Consider the following 16,879-nt stretch of genomic DNA (forward strand, 5'->3'; position numbering starts at 1 on the left):
TCGGGTCAGCGTCGCCTGGACCGCGTCACGAGAGCCACCGCGGCGCCGATCGCGGCCGCCACGGCCAACGGGCCGGCCTTCGGCACAGGATCCACCTCGTAGACCGGACGCACGACGACGGTCGGCGGCTCGGGCTGTTCGGTGGGATCGACCACCTGGTAGGGCTCATTGGCACTGTCCGTGGCACACCACGCCGTGGCGTACAGAACGATTCGCGAGGCCAGGTAGCCGAAGACCATGATGCCCAGCAGTGGTCCGAACGCCGCACCCGCCGGGCTGCCGAGCACCGATTTCAGGTAGATGCCTGCGACAGACTTGAGGATCTCGAAGATGATCGCGGTGAGCAGGGCCGCCTTGAGCACGTTACGAAACGGCAACGGATGCAAGGGAAGTCGGGCAAATATGAATACGAAGAGCAGCCAGGTCGCGACAAGGGATACGACGATGGCCACAGCCCGCACCACGACGGTCGAGCCACTGAAGCCGTCGACGTGCGCCCACTCGAGGATCTTGTTGATCAACCCGCTGTTGCCCAGGGCGGTGAGGCCGAGCGTGAACAGGAAGGCGAGACCCAGCAACACGAAAATCACGAGGTCGCTGATCTTCGACATGACCGCATTGCGGTTGACCCTGCCCCCGAACATCTCGGTCATTCCCAGGCGCACGCCGGAGATCCACCCGATACCGGTCAAGGCCGCGCCGACCAGACCGATGATGCCGACTGTCGCGCGTGATTCGATGGCCGAGTCGATCGCGCTCTCGAGCGTCGTGCCGAGCTCGCCGGGCATGGCCTTGACGATCTGGTCCTTGATGCTGTCGAGCCACTCTGGGTGGGCTGCGAGGACAAAACCGCCGATCGAGAAGGCGACCATGATGATCGGCACGATCGAGAGGATTCCGGTGAAGGTGATACTCGCGGCGTAGAGGTTGCCGCGACGATCGTTGTATCGCTGCACCGTGCGCAAGATGTGGTCGAGCCAGCCCCACCGCTCTCGGGCCGACTCGAACTCGTCCTTTCCGCGCGCGACAAGCGCTTTGCCCGAATCGATCACCGAAGCCATAGACCCTCGTTTCCCCTTCGGTCGGTGCTGTCCCTACTCACCGTGTCTACCGGAAACGAGTGCCGCGGGTCAGGATTTGGTACCTGACACGCTCGGCGCCAGGAACCCCACCTTGTCGTAGACATCGCGCAGCGTCGCAGACGCCACCGAGCGCGCTCGCGCTGCACCGTCGGCGAGGATGCCGTCGAGGTAGGCGGGATCGGCGAGATACTCGTCGACGCGTCCGCGCAGCGGGGTCACGAAGTCGCTGAGGACCTCGGCTGTCTCGACCTTCAGGTCGCCATATCCCTTGCCCTCGTACTTGGCGACGAGATCGGCGACCTCCACCCCGGACAACGCCGCCTGGATGGTGAGCAGATTCGAGACTCCCGGCTTGTTCTCGGGATCGAACGCCACCTCGCTGCCCGTATCGGTAACCGCCGACCGGATCTTCTTGGCCGACCGTTTCGGGTCGTCGAGAAGATTGATCAATCCCTTGTCGGTCTCGGCCGACTTGCTCATCTTGGCCGTCGGGTTCTGCAGGTCGTAGATCTTGGCGAACTCCTTGACGATGTACGGCTGCGGCACAGTGAACGCCTTGCCGAAGCGCTTGTTGAATCGCTGCGCGAGATCCCGGGTCAGCTCGAGGTGCTGCCGTTGGTCTTCGCCGACGGGTACCTGGTCAACCTGGAACGCGAGGATGTCGGCGGCCATCAGGATCGGATAGGTGAAAAGTCCGACGCTCGACGACTCGACACCCTGCTTGGCGGCCTTGTCCTTGAACTGCGTCATCCGGCTTGCCTCGCCGAATCCGGTGATGCAGTTGAGAACCCAGGTGAGCTGCGCGATCTCGGGGACATGCGACTGGACATACACCGTCGAGCGAGCGGGATCGACGCCGACGGCGAGCAACTGTGCCACCGACATGCGTGTGCGGTCGGCGAGCACCGACGGGTCGAACTGCACGGTCAGCGCGTGCATGTCCGGGATGAAGTAGAAGGCGTCGAACTCGTCCTGCAGCTCGACCCACTGACGCACCGCACCCAGATAGTTTCCGAGGTGGAAGGAATCGCTGGTCGGTTGGATACCCGACAACACCCGCCGCCGCGTACCCGACGCAGGTGATTTCTCGACGTCGCTCATGGCTTCCAGTCTCTCAGACGGCAGCACCTCATTATTCGGAGGTGCTATGCGGGCGTGCTGCTCAACGGTGCTCCGGCGGGTCACTCGAACACGACGGTAACCGGCGCGTGATCAGACCACCGGCGGTCGTAGGTGTCGGCCCGGTCGACGAACGCTTTGACGGTGCGCGCCGCCATTGCCTTGTTGGCGAGGTGATAGTCGATCCGCCAGCCCGAGTCGTTGTCGAACGCCTTTCCGCGCCACGACCACCACGAGTACGGCCCGTCTGCGTCGGGGTGGAGCTCGCGCATCACGTCAGACCAACCGGACTCCAGCAATCCACCGACCCACTCCCGCTCGTGCGGAAGGAAGCCCGGGCTGCGCAGGTTGCCTTTCCAGTTCTTGATGTCGTGCTCAGAGTGCGCGATGTTCCAATCACCGCCGACCACCACCGGACGTCGCTTCCGTGCCAACGAGGCGAGGTGCGCACCGAAGGCGTCGAGAAATCGCTTCTTCTCGGCGAACTTCTCCGCGTCCTTCTCCGACGAGCCGGCCGTCGGGGCTGCGGCACCCTTGGGCAGATAGAGGCTCGCGACGGTGACGGCTCCACCTTCGATGTCGAGGTCTGCTTCGAGATACCTTCCCGTGGAATCGAATTCGTCGCTGGAGAATCCGACGCGCACTGCCGTCGGCTCGACTTTGCTGAGCACTCCGACGCCCGCGTGTCCCTTGACGACCGACTCCGTCATCGACAGGTGCCATCCGTCGTCGAGCAGGGGTTCGAGGACTTCCCTGGCTTGTTCTTCGTTGGCGCGGATCTCCTGCAGGAGGACGATGTCGGTTCCGGCGGAGCGCAGCCACGGAACGAATCCAGCATTGTTCTCCGAGCGCACCTTGGTGGCCGCTCGGACGCCGTTCACATTCACGGTGGTGATCGCAGTTGGCACGGTTCGCCACATTACGGCGAGCCACCGACAACGACGCCGCGTACCCCGCCGCAGGCCAATCCGGACCGAGTCCAAAAGGTAAGGCGAACCTTGCGATCGTCAGGGTTTTATGTAAACCTTGCCTAACAGAATGCGAGGTGCGAGATGTTCGTGTGTATTTGCCGGGCCGTCACGGTGGACGAGGTCCACGAGCACTGCGACGCCGGAGCCAGAACTCCCGACGCCGTCAGTGAGCGCTGCGGCGCAGGCGAAGGCTGCGGAACCTGCATCGAACGACTCACCCAGATCGTCGCCTCGCGCACCGCAGGAAGGGTCGCCACAACTAGCGCAGCCTAGCCTGACCTGCGAAAACACCCCGTGCGGATATTCCCCACGGGGTCTTTTGGCGTGCTAGGTTCACTGTCACAATCAGTCCGAACCGGAGGTATGCCATGCGTGGAGACGATGAGGTCATCGCTCTACTCAACGAGCAATTGACCAGTGAACTCACCGCCATCAACCAGTACTTCTTGCACTCAAAAATGCAGGACAACTGGGGCTTGACCGAGCTCGCCTCGAAGACGAGGGCCGAATCGATCGAAGAGATGACCCACGCGGAAATCCTGACCGATCGCATCCTCTTCCTGGAAGGTCTGCCCAACTATCAGAAGCTGCTGCCGCTCCGCATCGGCCAGACTCTCCGTGAGCAGTTCGAGTCCGACCTCGCGATCGAGATCGAGGTGGTCAACCGTCTGAAGCCGGGCATCGTGCTGTGCCGCGAGAAGCAGGACATCACGACAGCCAAGATCTTCGAGGAGATCCTCAAGGACGAGGAGCACCACATCGACTATCTGGAGACGCAGCTCGAGCTGCTCGACAAGCTCGGTGAGCCGCTCTACCTGTCGAAGACGATCGCCACGCCTCCCGACGTCGGCTGATCCAGCCACTCACTCCGACATCGACCCCGGTACCAACAGGTGCCGGGGTCGATGTCGCTGAAGGTGAAGTCGCTTAGGTTGATGCCGCTTGAGTCGATGCCGATTGAGTCGATGCCGCTGTGTGGCGAGCGGCCGTGCGCCGGGCGACAGCCAGCGCCACACCCAGTACGACGATCCCGGCAACCGCGAGTCCTGCCCCGAGAACCGACGGCGCGCGGTACCCGAGACCTGCGGCGATGACAACGCCGCCGAGCCACGCGCCGAGTGCGTTCGCAATGTTGAGTGCCGAATGGTTGAGCGCCGCGGCGAGCGTCTGAGCGTCTTCGGCCACGTCCATCAGGCGGGTTTGCAGTGCGGGAACCATCGCCGTCGCGCTGACCCCGACGAGGAACGTCAATGGAACGGCCGCCCACGGCGATGTGACGAGTGCGGCAAACAATCCGAGCACCACCGCGGTCGCGACGAGTCCCACGAGAATCGCGCGCGGCACGTGTGAATCGGCGGCAGCACCGCCGACCAGGTTGCCGACCACCATGCCGACACCGAAGACCATCAACACCACCGGAACCCAACCGACCGAGATGCCCGTGAGGCTCGTCAGCGCAGTGTTGAGGTACGTGTAGAACGCGAACATCCCGCCGAAGCCGACGAAGCCGATCGCCGGCGTCAACCACACCTGAGGCCTCGTGAGTGCGCCGAGTTCGGTCATCGGATTGGTGACGGCCATGTCGTCGAGTGCGGGCAACGTGATGAACAGCGCGCCGATCGTCACGATGCCGATGACCACCACGACAACGAAAGCTGCTCTCCAACCCAGACTTTCGCCGAGCCAGGTCGCCAACGGCACACCCAGGACATTGGCTACGGACAATCCGAGGAGAACCAGCCCGACGGCCTTGGCACGGTTACGAGGTCCGGCCAGGTGCGCCGCGACGAGAGCAGCGACGCCGAAGTACGCGCCATGCGGCAGTCCGGCCACGAATCTCGCGACCATCAGCGTCCCGAAGTCGGGCGCCAACACAGTGGCCGCATTGCCGACCGTGAAAGCCACCATCAACCCGATCAACAGCGTGCGACGAGACATCCGCGCGGTCAGTGCGGCGATGAGAGGCGCCCCGACCACCACCCCGAGTGCGTAGGCCGAGACGACGTAGCCCGCAGTCGGCTCGGAGACATGCACCGAGGACGCGATGTTCGGCAGTAAGCCCATCGCGACGAACTCCGTGGTGCCGATCCCGAACCCGCCCAGCGCCATCGCCAGCATGGCGAACCGACGAGTTGTGTTGGAGTGGACCACGTTACTGCTGGTCCCGGCCATGTTCGTCTCGGTTGGGGCGGTTGAGGACATTCACGCTGCAACGAGCACGCCAGTGGGCGTGATTCCGTCGTCGACGGTGACATCGTTCACACCCCGCCTGCGCAGGGGTTCCGAGTCAGGCGGCGGGTGCGCCCGCCGTCGTTGATTTCGGGGTGGCACCCTGCTGCTGCGTCGACGCACCGGGTGTCGACTCGTCAGATGTCGACTTGTCGCGTGTCGACTCCCCCGATGTCGACTGCTCCGATGTTGACTGCTCCGGCGTCGGCTTCTCGGGTGCAGGCTTCTCCGGTGTCGACTCTCCTGGTCCAGGCTTCGGCGCATGCGCGCCGCCGGGAGCCTCAACCGGCTGCGAAGAGCCGCCGAGCGGCGCCTGTGTTTGCAGTGAGCCGCTGCCGGCAGGAGGCGTCGACGCAGCTTCGGTACCGGTCCCGTCACCTGTGCCTGCGCCACCCGAGCCGACAGGATCGTCGACGCCTTGTCGGCCGGAGATTCCCCCGCCGGAGATTCCATCAGTACCCGAGGCACTGCGCGCTTCGGGCCCGCCGAGAGTCTTCGCGGTGTCCACGGCCCCCGGGGCGTCGGCAATCTTCTCCGATGCTGACAGCGCCGCCACCGACGCGGTCTGGCTGGTGGTCGTCGGGGTGCGCAGCGACGCGAGCCACTCTTCGAACGCGACCAGCGACGGTCGGTACGCGGGTCCGGGAATGCCGGTGACATCGCGGCCGGTCAGTGTGTAGGCCCAGAACTTTCCGAAGTTCACCGGCATCGACGCGATGCTCCTGACAGTGGTCCGCAACGCGTCGACGCCCTGACCCCAGAGCACCGGGTTCCACGTGAACAGCCCCTGTGCCATGTTCTGGAACGTGTAGACGTCGGTGAGCACCCCGCCGTAGCCGAGGTCGGGCAACTGCGGGAACCAACCCATGGCCCACCGGATCGGCGGCTGGAAGTCGGCCAGTGTGATGCCGAGGATGTCCGGGAACTTCCACCGCTTGCTCACGAGGTCGGGCACGGTCCAGCCGAGACCGAGCTTGTCGACGAACTGCTGGGTGAGAACCCATGCCGACGACGGCACGACGAGCTGGCAGGTGTTGACCTCAGCGGTGGTGTCCTGGCAGTCCAACGGTTTGACTCCCCAGGCGTCCCACAGGGCTCCTTTGGTGGCGGGCAGATACATGTAGAGCGGATACAGACCGTGCTTGACCCAGTAGCCCGCGAGGCCGTCGAGGGCTCCGATCGGGTCGTGAAGCGGGTCGGGAAGATCACAGATCGGATCGCCCGTGAAGCACACGGTGGTCACCGGAATCCCGCCGAAGTCGTCGACGTCGCGTCCACCCGCCATGGTCAGGCCGGGGATCACGCCGATCAGAACGCGTTCGATGCCCTGTCCGTAGAGAGTTCCCGCTTGCCGCGGATCGGAGTAGAGCAGTCCGGACACGTCGGTCGATGAGATCTCGTAGCCAGAAGTGTTGCCGGTGCCGATATCGGTGAGTACGTCGCCGCCGATTCCCGCGCCCTGGGAGTACCCGACGATCACGACCGGTTTGCCATCACACTGCGCCTGATAATTCGCCACGGTCGACATCGTTGCGGCGACGCCCTGCGACTGACTGTCATCGAAGCCGAAGGCACCCAACGGCCAGATCGACGCCGGATACTCGACACGCTCGACGGTGTAGCCGGCATATTGAGGTTGGCGCGTGACGCCGTCGAGCAGATGTCCCTGGGGATCCCACGTACCGCCGACGAAGACGAGCGCGCCGTTGCCACAGCCGTCATCGGCGGCCTCGGCTCGCGCGACACCCGCGCCGGGGGTTTGACCTATGGCGAGAAGAACCGCTGCGACTGCGGCGAGTCCGAGTGTGCTCGCCGCCGTGATCGATCGCCGGAAACCGAAGTGACCACCCATGCGTTCTCCACCAATCCGGCCGATCTGTGCCGCGTCGCCGCGAGGTCGTCGGCGTCCGCTCCGGCCGAGTTACTCGCGAATGTTCGGATCGTAGAAGTCTGTGACCCACGCCACAAGAGAATCCGACGGCCGATCGGCGAACCGACGACGATGGACGGCAGATTCGACTGTTCGGACTACACGAGAGAGCTTCAATTGCGCCTTTTCGCCGCCCGCGCGCAGTGTCGCCGCTGCGACCCCTTGTCCACCCCAAGAACCAGGCTGCGTCGGAGGGTTCTCACTTCATTTCGGCCGTGTTATATCCTTGACGCCAGGTCATGAGTATCAGCGCAAAGCCCCGGCTCGCTGATCGGCAACCCTCCAACCGCGGTGGGGTGCTCCGGGTGATGACCGGGTTGTGGGACCCCGTTCTGCGACGATCAATTCGTCGATGATGGTTTCGGGTCCCCGGCAAGCGCGGGTCCGAAGGTCGGACCCCAACAGGGTCGTCGTGCCCTGCCGACCGTAGAAAGTGATGCGTATTCAATGTCTGACGTCGACGTCGACCAGAATCCAGCCGACAACTGGAGTTTCGAGACCAAGCAGATTCACGCAGGCCAGACAGCCGACGCGGCGACCAACGCCCGCGCTCTGCCGATCTACCAGACCACGTCGTACACGTTCAACGACACCACCCATGCCGCGAATCTGTTCGGCCTTGCCGAGCCAGGCAACATCTACACGCGCCTGATGAACCCGACACAGGATGTCGTCGAGCAGCGTCTCGCTGCTCTCGAGGGCGGTGTCGCGGCGCTGCTCGTCGCGTCGGGCCAGGCTGCGGAGACGTACTCGATCCTCAACATCGTCGAGAACGGCGGGCACGTCGTGTCGAGTCCCCGCCTCTACGGCGGAACTTACAACCTCTTCCACTACACGCTGCCCAAGCTCGGCATCGAGGTCACGTTCGTCGAGGATCCGGAAGATCTCGACTCGTGGCAGGCCGCAGTCCGCGACAACACGCGCGCGTTCTACGGCGAGTCGATCTCCAACCCGAACAACGAGATCCTCGACATCGAGGGCATCTCGGGGGTTGCACATCGCAACGGCGTGCCGCTCATCGTCGACAACACCGTCGCCACCCCGTATCTGCTCAACCCGCTCGCGCACGGCGCCGACATCGTCGTGCACTCGGCCACCAAATACATCGGTGGGCACGGAACCGCGATCGGCGGCGTGATCATCGACGGCGGCACCTTCGACTGGCGTGTCCAGCGCGACGGCAAAGACCTCTTCCCCGGTTTCACCACGCCCGACCCGAGCTACCACGGCGCGGTCTTCGCCGATCTCGGCGCTCCCGCGTACGCACTCAAGGCACGCGTGCAGTTGCTCCGCGACACCGGCGCAGCAATCTCGCCGTTCAACGCGTTCCTGCTCGCACAGGGTCTCGAGACCTTGAGCCTGCGCGTCGAGCGTCACGTCGCCAACGCACAGCGCGTCGCCGAATACCTCAACGACAACCCGCAGGTCGAGGAGGTCTACTACGCCGGTCTGTCGTCGTCGCCCTGGTACAAGCGCGGCCAGGAGCTCGCACCGAAGGGGCAGGGCGCTGTCATCGGGTTCGAGATCGCAGGCGGCGTCGACGCGGGCAAGCGGTTCGTCGAGGCGCTCACACTGCACAGCCACGTCGCCAACATCGGTGATGTGCGCTCACTGGTGATCCACCCCGCATCGACCACCCACAGCCAGCTGACCCCCGAGGAGCAACTCGCCGCGGGTGTCACCCCCGGCCTCGTCCGCCTCGCGGTGGGCATCGAGGGAATCGACGACATCCTCGCCGACCTCGACCGGGGTTTCGAAGCAGCCAAGTAGCCAACGCAGAGCAAGGAGCGAGGACACCTGTGTCGGTGAGCATCGACCCGCAGACGGATACAGAGCAACGGCCGGACTGGGAGAACGCCCCGGACGGCCAGATGCTCAGCGCCCGTCTCGGGTCGATCTCACTCGACAACGGTGAGCAGATCGACGACGTGACCCTCGCCTTTCAGCGGTGGGGAAAACTGTCGCCTGCTCGCGACAACGTCATCCTCACGCTGCACGCCCTGACCGGCGATTCACACGTGACCGGACCCGCCGATGCTGCTCATCCCTCCCCCGGCTGGTGGGACGGTCTGATCGGTCCCGGCGCGGCAGTCGACACCGACGAATGGTGCGTCATCTCGGCAAACGTGCTCGGCGGATGCCGTGGATCGACCGGGCCCGCATCGCTGGACCCCACCGGCCGACCGTGGGGTTCGAGCTTCCCGCAACTCACCGTGCTCGATCAGGTCCGCGCCGAAGTCGCACTGATGGATCATCTGGGCATCGAGAGCATCGGCGCGGTTGTGGGCGGCTCGATGGGCGGCGCACGCGCACTCGAGTGGATCATCGAGTACCCCGAACGGGTTCGAAGCGCACTCGTGCTAGCCGTCGGCGCTCGTGCGACCGCCGACCAGATCGGTACGCAGACAACGCAAATCGCAGCCATCACGTCCGATCCGGCGTGGCACGGCGGCGACTATCACGGCACCGGCGAGGCGCCGACGACCGGAATGGGAATCGCTCGTCGGATCGCGCACCTGACCTACCGCAGCGAGCCGGAGCTCGACGAACGCTTCGCGAATGATGCTCAGGGCCAAGAGAATCCACTCACCGGCGGACGCTACGCAGTGCAGAGCTACCTCGAGCACCAGGCGGGCAAACTGGTCGAGCGTTTCGATCCGGGAAGCTACGTCATCCTCAGCGAAGTACTCAACCACCATGATGTCGGGCGCGATCGCGGTGGCGTGAAGACCGCACTCAACGCGTGCAACGTTCCGGTGATCGTCGGCGGTATCGACTCGGATCGCCTGTACCCCTTGCGGTTACAGGTCGAACTCGCCGAAGAGCTCGGCAATTGCGTCGGCGGCCTCCAGGTGGTTCAGTCCGACAACGGCCACGACGGATTCCTCACCGAATTCGACGCCATCGGCGATCTACTCAAGCGCACAGTCGATCTCGCGCGTCGCTGAAGTCAGGACGTCAGCTGCCGTTGTACTCCGCTGATAGATCAGCGTGCCCGCTCACGTAGCGACCTGGCGTCGGCGTATCCGATCGCCCGCGCCGCAGCTTCTCGTGTCCACCCCTGCGCCACCAGTTCGCTCGCCGCCTCACGGCGCACCTGCGCCGAGTAGGCGTGCGGAGTCATCCCGGTCGCTGTCACGAAGTGCCGCACCAGTGTTCGAGCCCCCACATGAAGAGTCGACGCCAACGTCGCGAGATCGGGTGGCGGGCCGTCGACCTGGTCGATGACATCCTGAGCACGGTGTACAAGATCGTCGAGATGATCCCGGTGCATGAGCGTGAACGGCGCCTGCCCAGCAGTACCCGGCCTCCATGCGGGCACGACGAGGGTCCGAGCGACCCTCGCGGCAAATGCGGGTCCGTGATCGTGCGCGATGAGATGTAACGAGAGATCGATTCCGCTCGCTATGCCTGCGGAGGTGTGTACCCGGGGTGTGCACGTGTAGAGCACCCCGTGGGCCACCTCGACCCCGCGGAACCGCGCAAGCCGGTCGAGCAACTCGTGATGCGTTGTCGCACATAATCCGTCGAGAACGCCCGCCTGCGCGAGCGTCAATGCACCAGCGCACACGCTCGCCACAGAACCGCTCGCTCGATGGTGTTCGGCGACACGCAGGACGAGGTGATCTGCGAGAGGCGCCACGTCGGCCGCGAGTTTCCCTCCCACAACCATCACGAGGTCGCGCGTCGACAATTCCGGCCACGTCGTCGACGCACCCAACGCGATCCCCTGATGGGAAGTGACAGTGGCGGTGTCGGCTACCGTCGAGATCTCGTAGTCACCGCCGAGATCGTTCGCCGATGCGAACGCCTGTATCGGTCCCGCCGCGTCGAGTAGGTGCACTCGTGGCGGCAGCACGATCAGGACACGACGCCTACGGCGATCGACAGTCATGCTCTCATGCTGGCATGCCGAGTTCCGCGAGTGTGGTGACGAGTGCGAATCGACCCGACAGCGCCGCCGCTGTCCGCTCGATCACCGTCGCCGCGTCAAGCACCCCTGACCCATCGGCGAGCGGCAGTGGATGCGTCGCCGTCGCATCGATCACCACCTCGACGGAGTAGCCGAGATCGCTCGCGACCCGGGCCGTGGTCTCCACGCACTGCTCCGTGCGGATTCCTGCGAGACGCACGGTATCGATTCCTGAGTGGATCAGCAATTGCCCGAGATTGGTTGTGGTGAAGGCATTGTGACTCGTCTTGACGATCACCGGCTCGTCGGAGCGGGGCACGAGGTCGTCAACGAGCCGCACCAATCCGCGTTCCGGATCGAACGGTCCCTCGCTGCCCGGGGCGGAGTGCAGCACCCAGATCACCTGGTCGCCGCGAACACGCGCCGACTCCACGAGCTCCGCCACTCTGATGGCGATCTCCGGATCCGAGATCTGCTCCCACGAGGGCTGCTGTCGAAACGATTCCTGGACGTCGATGACGATCAATGCGTTTGCCATGTATCGATCATGGCCTCACCGCGGCACGCAGAACAGGTACAAGAAGGTCACTGACCGGAACGATCAGGACACGTCATGGCGGCGGCAGCAGTCCGTCGGGAACCGGCGTCGTGGTCGTCGTGGTCGGAGGTGTCAGTTGACCCGCTCCTGCACCACGATCGTTATGTGACTGCGACGCACCACCATTCGAACCAGCCCCGCCAGAGGGTTGCTGATGGCTGGGAGTCGGCGTCTCCACACCGGGAGCGGGCGTCCCCGACGGCGGAACGAACCCCGGCGGCAGCAGCTTGGGCGGAATCGTGATTCCGGGCGGCAGTGGCAAAGTGGGACGACTGGTCTCGGCGCTGGGTGGCCGCGTTGTCGTCGACGGCGTACTCGGACGCGCGGAGAGTGTCAGCGTGGACGGCGACGGCGTCGTCGGAGGCAATTGCGTTGTCGCCCAACCCGGTCCGTCGTCCTCGCGCGCTGTGCGCGGGGCTTCGGCCGACGTCGAGGTGAGTGGTGTCGGTTCCTGTCTCGTCTCCGAGGGAACGATGTCGGACTGGTCGGAGTCGGTCGATATCGACGCGACGCGAGCACTCGAGGGCGACGGGATGTCCGTGGAGTTGCCGGTGAGTGTCGAACCCACCGCATACACCGTGAACATCGCTGCGGCAATGACAACGGCTGCAACAGCGATCGGCAGCGGAGAGAGCACTCCCCTGCGCCTCCCGCCTCCGATGAAGGCCAATCGACTGGGCGCCGTTGCCTGCTCGGAGGAGAGCATCGCGGCGCCCACAGCTGCAATTTGTTCCGGATTCGTCGGGATGACGACCTCGACGAGTCCGCCTTCGGCATCCTCTTCGGGCACCATGTCGGCGATGGTCGGCAGGTTCGCCAGACCACCGACGAGAACCACCGCGCACGCCGAATGCGTTGCGAGGTAACGGCTCAGCTCTTCGCGAGCGTCTTTCAGGAATGGACGTACCGCCGAGGCGAGCGTTGCGTCGCCGATTCGGAACCGGCCGGCGGCGTCGACTGTGCCGTGCTCACCCGACTCCTCCTTGGCGGTTCTGACGGCACTACGCAAAGCGTTGCGACTGAGCTTGTTCGAGAACGAACCACTCACGGCGCCCGCGTCGTCGACCACTTGGCGGACGATCGCGTCGTCGAGCGCGCGCCCCGACAGTGCGCGTGAGTGTGTGATGTCGCCGATGGCTCCGCTCGAAGGCTCGACGGTGTAGAAGGTCGTGCCGGTATCGCCGCAGTCGACGACGACCACCGACCTGTATCGCCCGATCTGGCCCGTTTCGATCAAGCAGGCCACCACGGCCTCCTCGACGGAGACGAGGTGGATCTGCCGGCGTGGACCCGACCCCGTCGAGCCGATGAGCTCACGCCCGAGATCGCCGCCTGCCGCGACGCCGATCGGCCCCACGCGTCGGTCGGCGCCGCGCGCGGCGTCGAGCATGAGGTCGATGCCCGCGTTGACCCTGCCCGCGGTGTCGTGACCATCGCTGGGATCGACGTCGATCACCCGTGACTCCACGAGTTCGCGACCCGAGCCGTCACGTGTGAGCAGGACGAAGTGAATCATGCCCTGACCCAAGGAAACACCCATCGACGTCGTCTCGTCGTGGGTGGAGCGATCGTTTGGTCTATCCAGCGTCGAAGAGATTGGTTGCCTGCCCGTTTGTCGCCGTTCGTCGTTCGCCGTTCATTGCGGCGCGCTCTAGCACTGCCGCAGCGCACCACGACTCACTCGGTGCGCTCACGCCCGGGTTCAATGAATCCAGAGGTCCCGGATGCTGATCCGACAGGTGCCGAATCAGCTCACGTCACGGGACACTTTACCGAAGCGTGCTCCATATTGTAATCAATCCGTGCCCAACGGATCTATTGACGCAGCTAGCCATAACATGAGGGCTCCGACGCTGGCAAGGGATATAACGTCGAAGAATCTTCCTCTGACCTGCAGTAATCCGACTCGTGACGTTGGCAACACCGCGCGCATGAATGCGCCGAGAAGCAGAGCCGTTCCGAAAACGAACGAACCACGTCGCCAACGGTCGAACAACACCAGCGCCGCTCCGGCGATCACGCCGAGCATCACCAGCAGATAGGGAATCTGCGCGATGTAGGCGCGGACCCGACGGGCATGGCGAAGCTGCCGCACCCGCGCATCCGTCGCTGAGTTCACCGTCCGGAACCTCCGGCGACGCTCACTCCGGCTGCAAGATCTGCCTCTGCACGCTCGACCACATTGACGAGCAGGAACGCGCGCGTCAGTGGCCCGACGCCGCCCGGGTTCGGTGACACATATCCCGCGACGTCCCACACGTCTGGGGCGACGTCGCCGACCAGCCCGTCCTCGGTGCGGCTGACGCCGACATCGATGACCGCTGCCCCCGGCTTGACCATGTCTCCGGTAACCAGATGCGGCACACCTGCCGCGGCCACGACGACGTCGGCACGCTTGATCTCTGCGGCGAGGTCGCGGGTTCCGGTGTGACACAGCGTCACGGTTGCGTTCTCACTGCGTCGAGTGAGCAGCAGACCGATCGGGCGTCCGATCGTCACACCACGGCCGACGACAGTGACGCGGGCACCGTTGATCGGGATGTCGTAGCGCCGCAGCAGGTGAATCACGCCGCGCGGCGTGCACGGGAGCGTCGACTCCTTGCCGAGGACGAGTCGTCCGAGGTTGATCGGGTGCAGACCGTCGGCGTCCTTGGCGGGATCGATCCGCTCGAGCGCGGCGTTCTCGTCGAGATGCCGTGGCAGCGGGAGTTGCACGATGTAGCCGGTGCAGCCGGGGTCTGCGTTGAGCTCGTCGATGGCCGCGTTGAGGTCTTCGGTGGTGGCGTCCGCGGGTAGATCCTTACGGATCGACGCGATGCCGATCTTGGCGCAGTCGGAGTGCTTGCCCTTGACGTAGGACTGCGAACCCGGATCGTCGCCGACGAGGATCGTGCCGAGACCCGGCATCACGCCGGCCATCCGCAGCTTGTCGACGCGTTCACGGAGATCGGCGAAGATCTCGTCGCGGGTCAGCTTGCCGTCGAGTCGTATCGCGCTCACCCGTCCATTGTTCCATCCTGTCCGAGCCTCGGTGTCAGGTGTGGGGCGTCGGGGTGTCAGATGTCGGGGCGTCGGATGTCGGGGCGTCGGATGTCGGGATCAGCGATTCGCTGCGTCCATCCGAGTACCGTGCTGCCATATGCCCACGAACGCCGCCCGCCCGGTCACCATCGCCGACGTCAGGAGGGCGCGAGGGCGTATCGCGACGCACGTTCGACGCACGCCGGTGCTGCGCGCGGAGATCGACACGGTCAGCGGAAGTGTTCCGGTGGTCTTCAAGCTGGAGTACCTGCAGCTCGGCGGCTCGTTCAAAGCCCGCGGAAGCGTGAATGCCGTGCTCGCGGCGCGCGACGCGGGAAAGCTCACAGATAGCGGAGTGGTGGTGGCGTCCGGCGGAAACGCCGCGATCGGCGCAGCGCATGCGGCGCGGATCGTCGGCACGCGGTGCACCGTCGTCGTACCCGAGAACGCCCCACCGGTGAAGGTGACGGCGCTGCGTGATCTCGGAGCCGACGTGCGTCTACACGGCTCCAGGTATCACGACGCGGCCGAGTTCGCGGGTGCCCTCGCCACGAAGACGGGTGCGCTGCTGCTCCACGCGTACGACCTTCCCGACATCGTCGCCGGCGCCGGGACCATCGCCCTCGAGTTGGCCGCCGACGTTCCCGGGCCGCAGACCGTCGTCGCGTGCGTGGGAGGCGGCGGACTGCTCGGAGGTCTCGCAGCGGCCCAGCGCCCCGGCGATCGTCTCGTCGGCGCGGAGCCCACCGGAGCGTCGAGTCTGCATCAGGCGGTGGAGGCGGGTGGGCCGGTGTCGGTCGAGCTCGACAGCATCGCCGCGGACTCGTTGGGCGCCACCAGGATCGGCGACATCTGCTGGTCGACCATCGCCGACAAGGCAGTCGAGAGCGTCGTCGTCTCCGACGACGCTATCATCGCCGCGCGTCGAATGCTGTGGGAGCGGTTCCGCATCGTCGTCGAGCACGGCACCGCCACCGCGGTCGCGGCGGTGGCCGCCGGGCTTGTGAAACCGGCCCCCGACTCGACGCTCTGCGTGCTGCTGTGCGGAGCCAACACCCGACTCGACGACCTCTGAGCCGACTGGGCCCTCCCTCACGCCGACTGGGCGTTCCCTCGCGCCGACTGTGCGTCGACCGCCCCGGCGGAGCGTCGGGTCGCCCTCTGCACAATGGACTCCATGTTCCGCATCATGTTCTATCAGCCGTGTATCCCACCCAACACGGGTAACGCGATCCGGCTGGCTGCCAACACCGGCAGCGAACTCCATCTGATCGAGCCGCTCGGTTTCTCGATGTCCGACGCTCAGGTGAAACGGGCAGGCCTCGACTACCACGAGATGGCGAACGTGACCGTCCACCCGAACCTCGTCACAGCGTTCACCGAGCTGAAACCGCAACGCGTCTTCGCATTCACCGCGCATGCATCGCGCTACCACACCGACGTCGACTATCGCCCCGGCGACGTACTGCTGTTCGGTCCGGAACCCACCGGACTCCCCGACGACGTGCTCGCCGAACCCGAGATCACCGACCGGCTTCGTATCCCGATGCTCGCCGGGCGACGCTCACACAACCTGGCGAATGCCGCGAGCATCGTCGTGTACGAAGCGTGGCGACAGAACGGATTCGACGGCGCGGTGTGACGAAAGTGTCTGCGCACTAACGGGACTGACGCACAGTCGGCGCCACGGAGCGCACGGTCGGCACTATGCGGGGCTCACTCGATGGAATCGCGTGGGCTTGGTAGACCGCCCGCCTAGCCGACGCGGAAACGCTTGGTACGCGCGGTCGCTCCCCCGATGAGTGCCACCTTGGACTTCGGCACGCCGAGGTGCTTGGCGAGCAGTTCGGCGACCGCCTTGTTCGCCTTACCCTCGGTGGCGGGCTCGCGCACGTAGATGGTGATGGAACCGTCCGGCCCGGTCTCGACGAGCGGCCCCTTGCGACTGCTCGGTTTTGCCGTGACGATCACCTGTTTCGCCATCTGTTCCTCTCCCCGCTGTCGTTGTGCGCGAAT

General features: G+C 65.1%; 17 protein-coding genes and 1 riboswitch. Of the genes, 6 read left to right on the forward strand and 11 right to left on the reverse strand.

Annotation, left to right across the window (positions count from 1 at the left end; genetic code table 11):
- Positions 1 to 5 precede the first annotated feature (5 nt).
- From GOSPT_RS17965 to GOSPT_RS17975, 3 genes are all read right to left on the reverse strand, one after another.
- On the reverse strand, positions 6 to 1,061 hold the full coding sequence (locus GOSPT_RS17965; protein ID WP_005207880.1) for a YhjD/YihY/BrkB family envelope integrity protein: 1,056 nt from the start codon (positions 1,059 to 1,061) through the stop codon (positions 6 to 8).
- A gap of 69 nt (positions 1,062 to 1,130) precedes the next feature.
- The gene (gene trpS / locus GOSPT_RS17970; RefSeq protein WP_039856578.1) at positions 1,131 to 2,183 is read right to left on the reverse strand and encodes a tryptophan--tRNA ligase; all 1,053 of its coding nucleotides are present in this window, start codon (positions 2,181 to 2,183) and stop codon (positions 1,131 to 1,133) included.
- Positions 2,184 to 2,263: 80 nt separating this feature from the next.
- Positions 2,264 to 3,109, reverse strand: a complete 846-nt coding sequence (locus GOSPT_RS17975) for an exodeoxyribonuclease III (protein ID WP_039856608.1) — start codon at positions 3,107 to 3,109, stop codon at positions 2,264 to 2,266.
- Positions 3,110 to 3,253: 144 nt separating this feature from the next.
- Here GOSPT_RS17975 and GOSPT_RS23295 point away from each other — a divergent pair, with 144 nt between their 5' ends.
- Entirely contained in the window at positions 3,254 to 3,445 is a 192-nt protein-coding gene (locus GOSPT_RS23295; protein ID WP_005207883.1) for a (2Fe-2S)-binding protein, read from the forward strand.
- A gap of 95 nt (positions 3,446 to 3,540) precedes the next feature.
- The gene (bfr, locus tag GOSPT_RS17980; protein ID WP_005207884.1) at positions 3,541 to 4,026 is read left to right on the forward strand and encodes a bacterioferritin; all 486 of its coding nucleotides are present in this window, start codon (positions 3,541 to 3,543) and stop codon (positions 4,024 to 4,026) included.
- A 73-nt stretch (positions 4,027 to 4,099) separates the two neighbouring features.
- Here the strand turns inward: bfr and GOSPT_RS17985 are convergent, their stop codons facing one another.
- Both GOSPT_RS17985 and GOSPT_RS17990 read right to left on the reverse strand, forming a co-directional pair.
- Positions 4,100 to 5,344 carry an MFS transporter gene (locus GOSPT_RS17985; RefSeq protein WP_231894917.1) on the reverse strand — a complete coding sequence of 415 codons (1,245 nt, stop codon included), beginning with the start codon at positions 5,342 to 5,344 and terminating at the stop codon, positions 4,100 to 4,102.
- Between the two features lie 115 nt (positions 5,345 to 5,459).
- Positions 5,460 to 7,253 carry a cutinase family protein gene (locus tag GOSPT_RS17990; RefSeq protein WP_005207886.1) on the reverse strand — a complete coding sequence of 598 codons (1,794 nt, stop codon included), beginning with the start codon at positions 7,251 to 7,253 and terminating at the stop codon, positions 5,460 to 5,462.
- Positions 7,254 to 7,566: 313 nt separating this feature from the next.
- Positions 7,567 to 7,716: riboswitch (SAM riboswitch) on the forward strand.
- 62 nt (positions 7,717 to 7,778) lie between these two features.
- On the opposite strand from GOSPT_RS17990, the gene GOSPT_RS17995 reads away from it, so the two are divergent.
- Together GOSPT_RS17995 and metX are read left to right on the forward strand one after the other, a co-directional pair.
- Positions 7,779 to 9,101, forward strand: a complete 1,323-nt coding sequence (locus GOSPT_RS17995) for a bifunctional o-acetylhomoserine/o-acetylserine sulfhydrylase (protein ID WP_005207889.1) — start codon at positions 7,779 to 7,781, stop codon at positions 9,099 to 9,101.
- 29 nt (positions 9,102 to 9,130) lie between these two features.
- Positions 9,131 to 10,279: a homoserine O-acetyltransferase MetX gene (gene metX, locus GOSPT_RS18000; protein WP_005207890.1), complete on the forward strand. Its 1,149-nt coding sequence runs from the start codon at positions 9,131 to 9,133 to the stop codon at positions 10,277 to 10,279.
- A 38-nt stretch (positions 10,280 to 10,317) separates the two neighbouring features.
- Here metX and GOSPT_RS18005 read toward each other — a convergent pair whose 3' ends face one another.
- From GOSPT_RS18005 to GOSPT_RS18025, 5 genes are all read right to left on the reverse strand, one after another.
- Complete coding sequence (locus GOSPT_RS18005; RefSeq protein WP_005207892.1) at positions 10,318 to 11,226, reverse strand: GlxA family transcriptional regulator; 909 nt, start codon at positions 11,224 to 11,226, stop codon at positions 10,318 to 10,320.
- Between the two features lie 4 nt (positions 11,227 to 11,230).
- On the reverse strand, positions 11,231 to 11,782 hold the full coding sequence (locus GOSPT_RS18010; protein ID WP_005207893.1) for an isochorismatase family protein: 552 nt from the start codon (positions 11,780 to 11,782) through the stop codon (positions 11,231 to 11,233).
- Between the two features lie 73 nt (positions 11,783 to 11,855).
- Complete coding sequence (locus tag GOSPT_RS18015) at positions 11,856 to 13,382, reverse strand: Hsp70 family protein (RefSeq protein WP_005207894.1); 1,527 nt, start codon at positions 13,380 to 13,382, stop codon at positions 11,856 to 11,858.
- A gap of 255 nt (positions 13,383 to 13,637) precedes the next feature.
- On the reverse strand, positions 13,638 to 13,961 hold the full coding sequence (locus GOSPT_RS18020) for a DUF3017 domain-containing protein (RefSeq protein WP_005207895.1): 324 nt from the start codon (positions 13,959 to 13,961) through the stop codon (positions 13,638 to 13,640).
- Positions 13,958 to 14,842, reverse strand: a complete 885-nt coding sequence (locus GOSPT_RS18025; protein ID WP_005207896.1) for a bifunctional methylenetetrahydrofolate dehydrogenase/methenyltetrahydrofolate cyclohydrolase — start codon at positions 14,840 to 14,842, stop codon at positions 13,958 to 13,960. Before GOSPT_RS18025 ends, GOSPT_RS18020 begins: the two co-directional genes overlap by 4 nt.
- Positions 14,843 to 14,981: 139 nt before the next feature.
- Here GOSPT_RS18025 and GOSPT_RS18030 point away from each other — a divergent pair, with 139 nt between their 5' ends.
- Positions 14,982 to 15,938: a serine/threonine dehydratase gene (locus tag GOSPT_RS18030; protein WP_039856582.1), complete on the forward strand. Its 957-nt coding sequence runs from the start codon at positions 14,982 to 14,984 to the stop codon at positions 15,936 to 15,938.
- Between the two features lie 102 nt (positions 15,939 to 16,040).
- Positions 16,041 to 16,505 (forward strand): tRNA (cytidine(34)-2'-O)-methyltransferase, encoded by a 465-nt coding sequence (locus GOSPT_RS18035; RefSeq protein WP_039856609.1) that lies wholly within the window; start codon positions 16,041 to 16,043, stop codon positions 16,503 to 16,505.
- Positions 16,506 to 16,618: 113 nt separating this feature from the next.
- Here GOSPT_RS18035 and GOSPT_RS18040 read toward each other — a convergent pair whose 3' ends face one another.
- Positions 16,619 to 16,846 carry a DUF167 domain-containing protein gene (locus GOSPT_RS18040; protein WP_005207899.1) on the reverse strand — a complete coding sequence of 76 codons (228 nt, stop codon included), beginning with the start codon at positions 16,844 to 16,846 and terminating at the stop codon, positions 16,619 to 16,621.
- Positions 16,847 to 16,879: the final 33 nt, after the last annotated feature.

It is taken from the genome of Gordonia sputi NBRC 100414, from assembly GCF_000248055.1.
In the GTDB taxonomy this organism is placed as follows: domain Bacteria; phylum Actinomycetota; class Actinomycetes; order Mycobacteriales; family Mycobacteriaceae; genus Gordonia; species Gordonia sputi.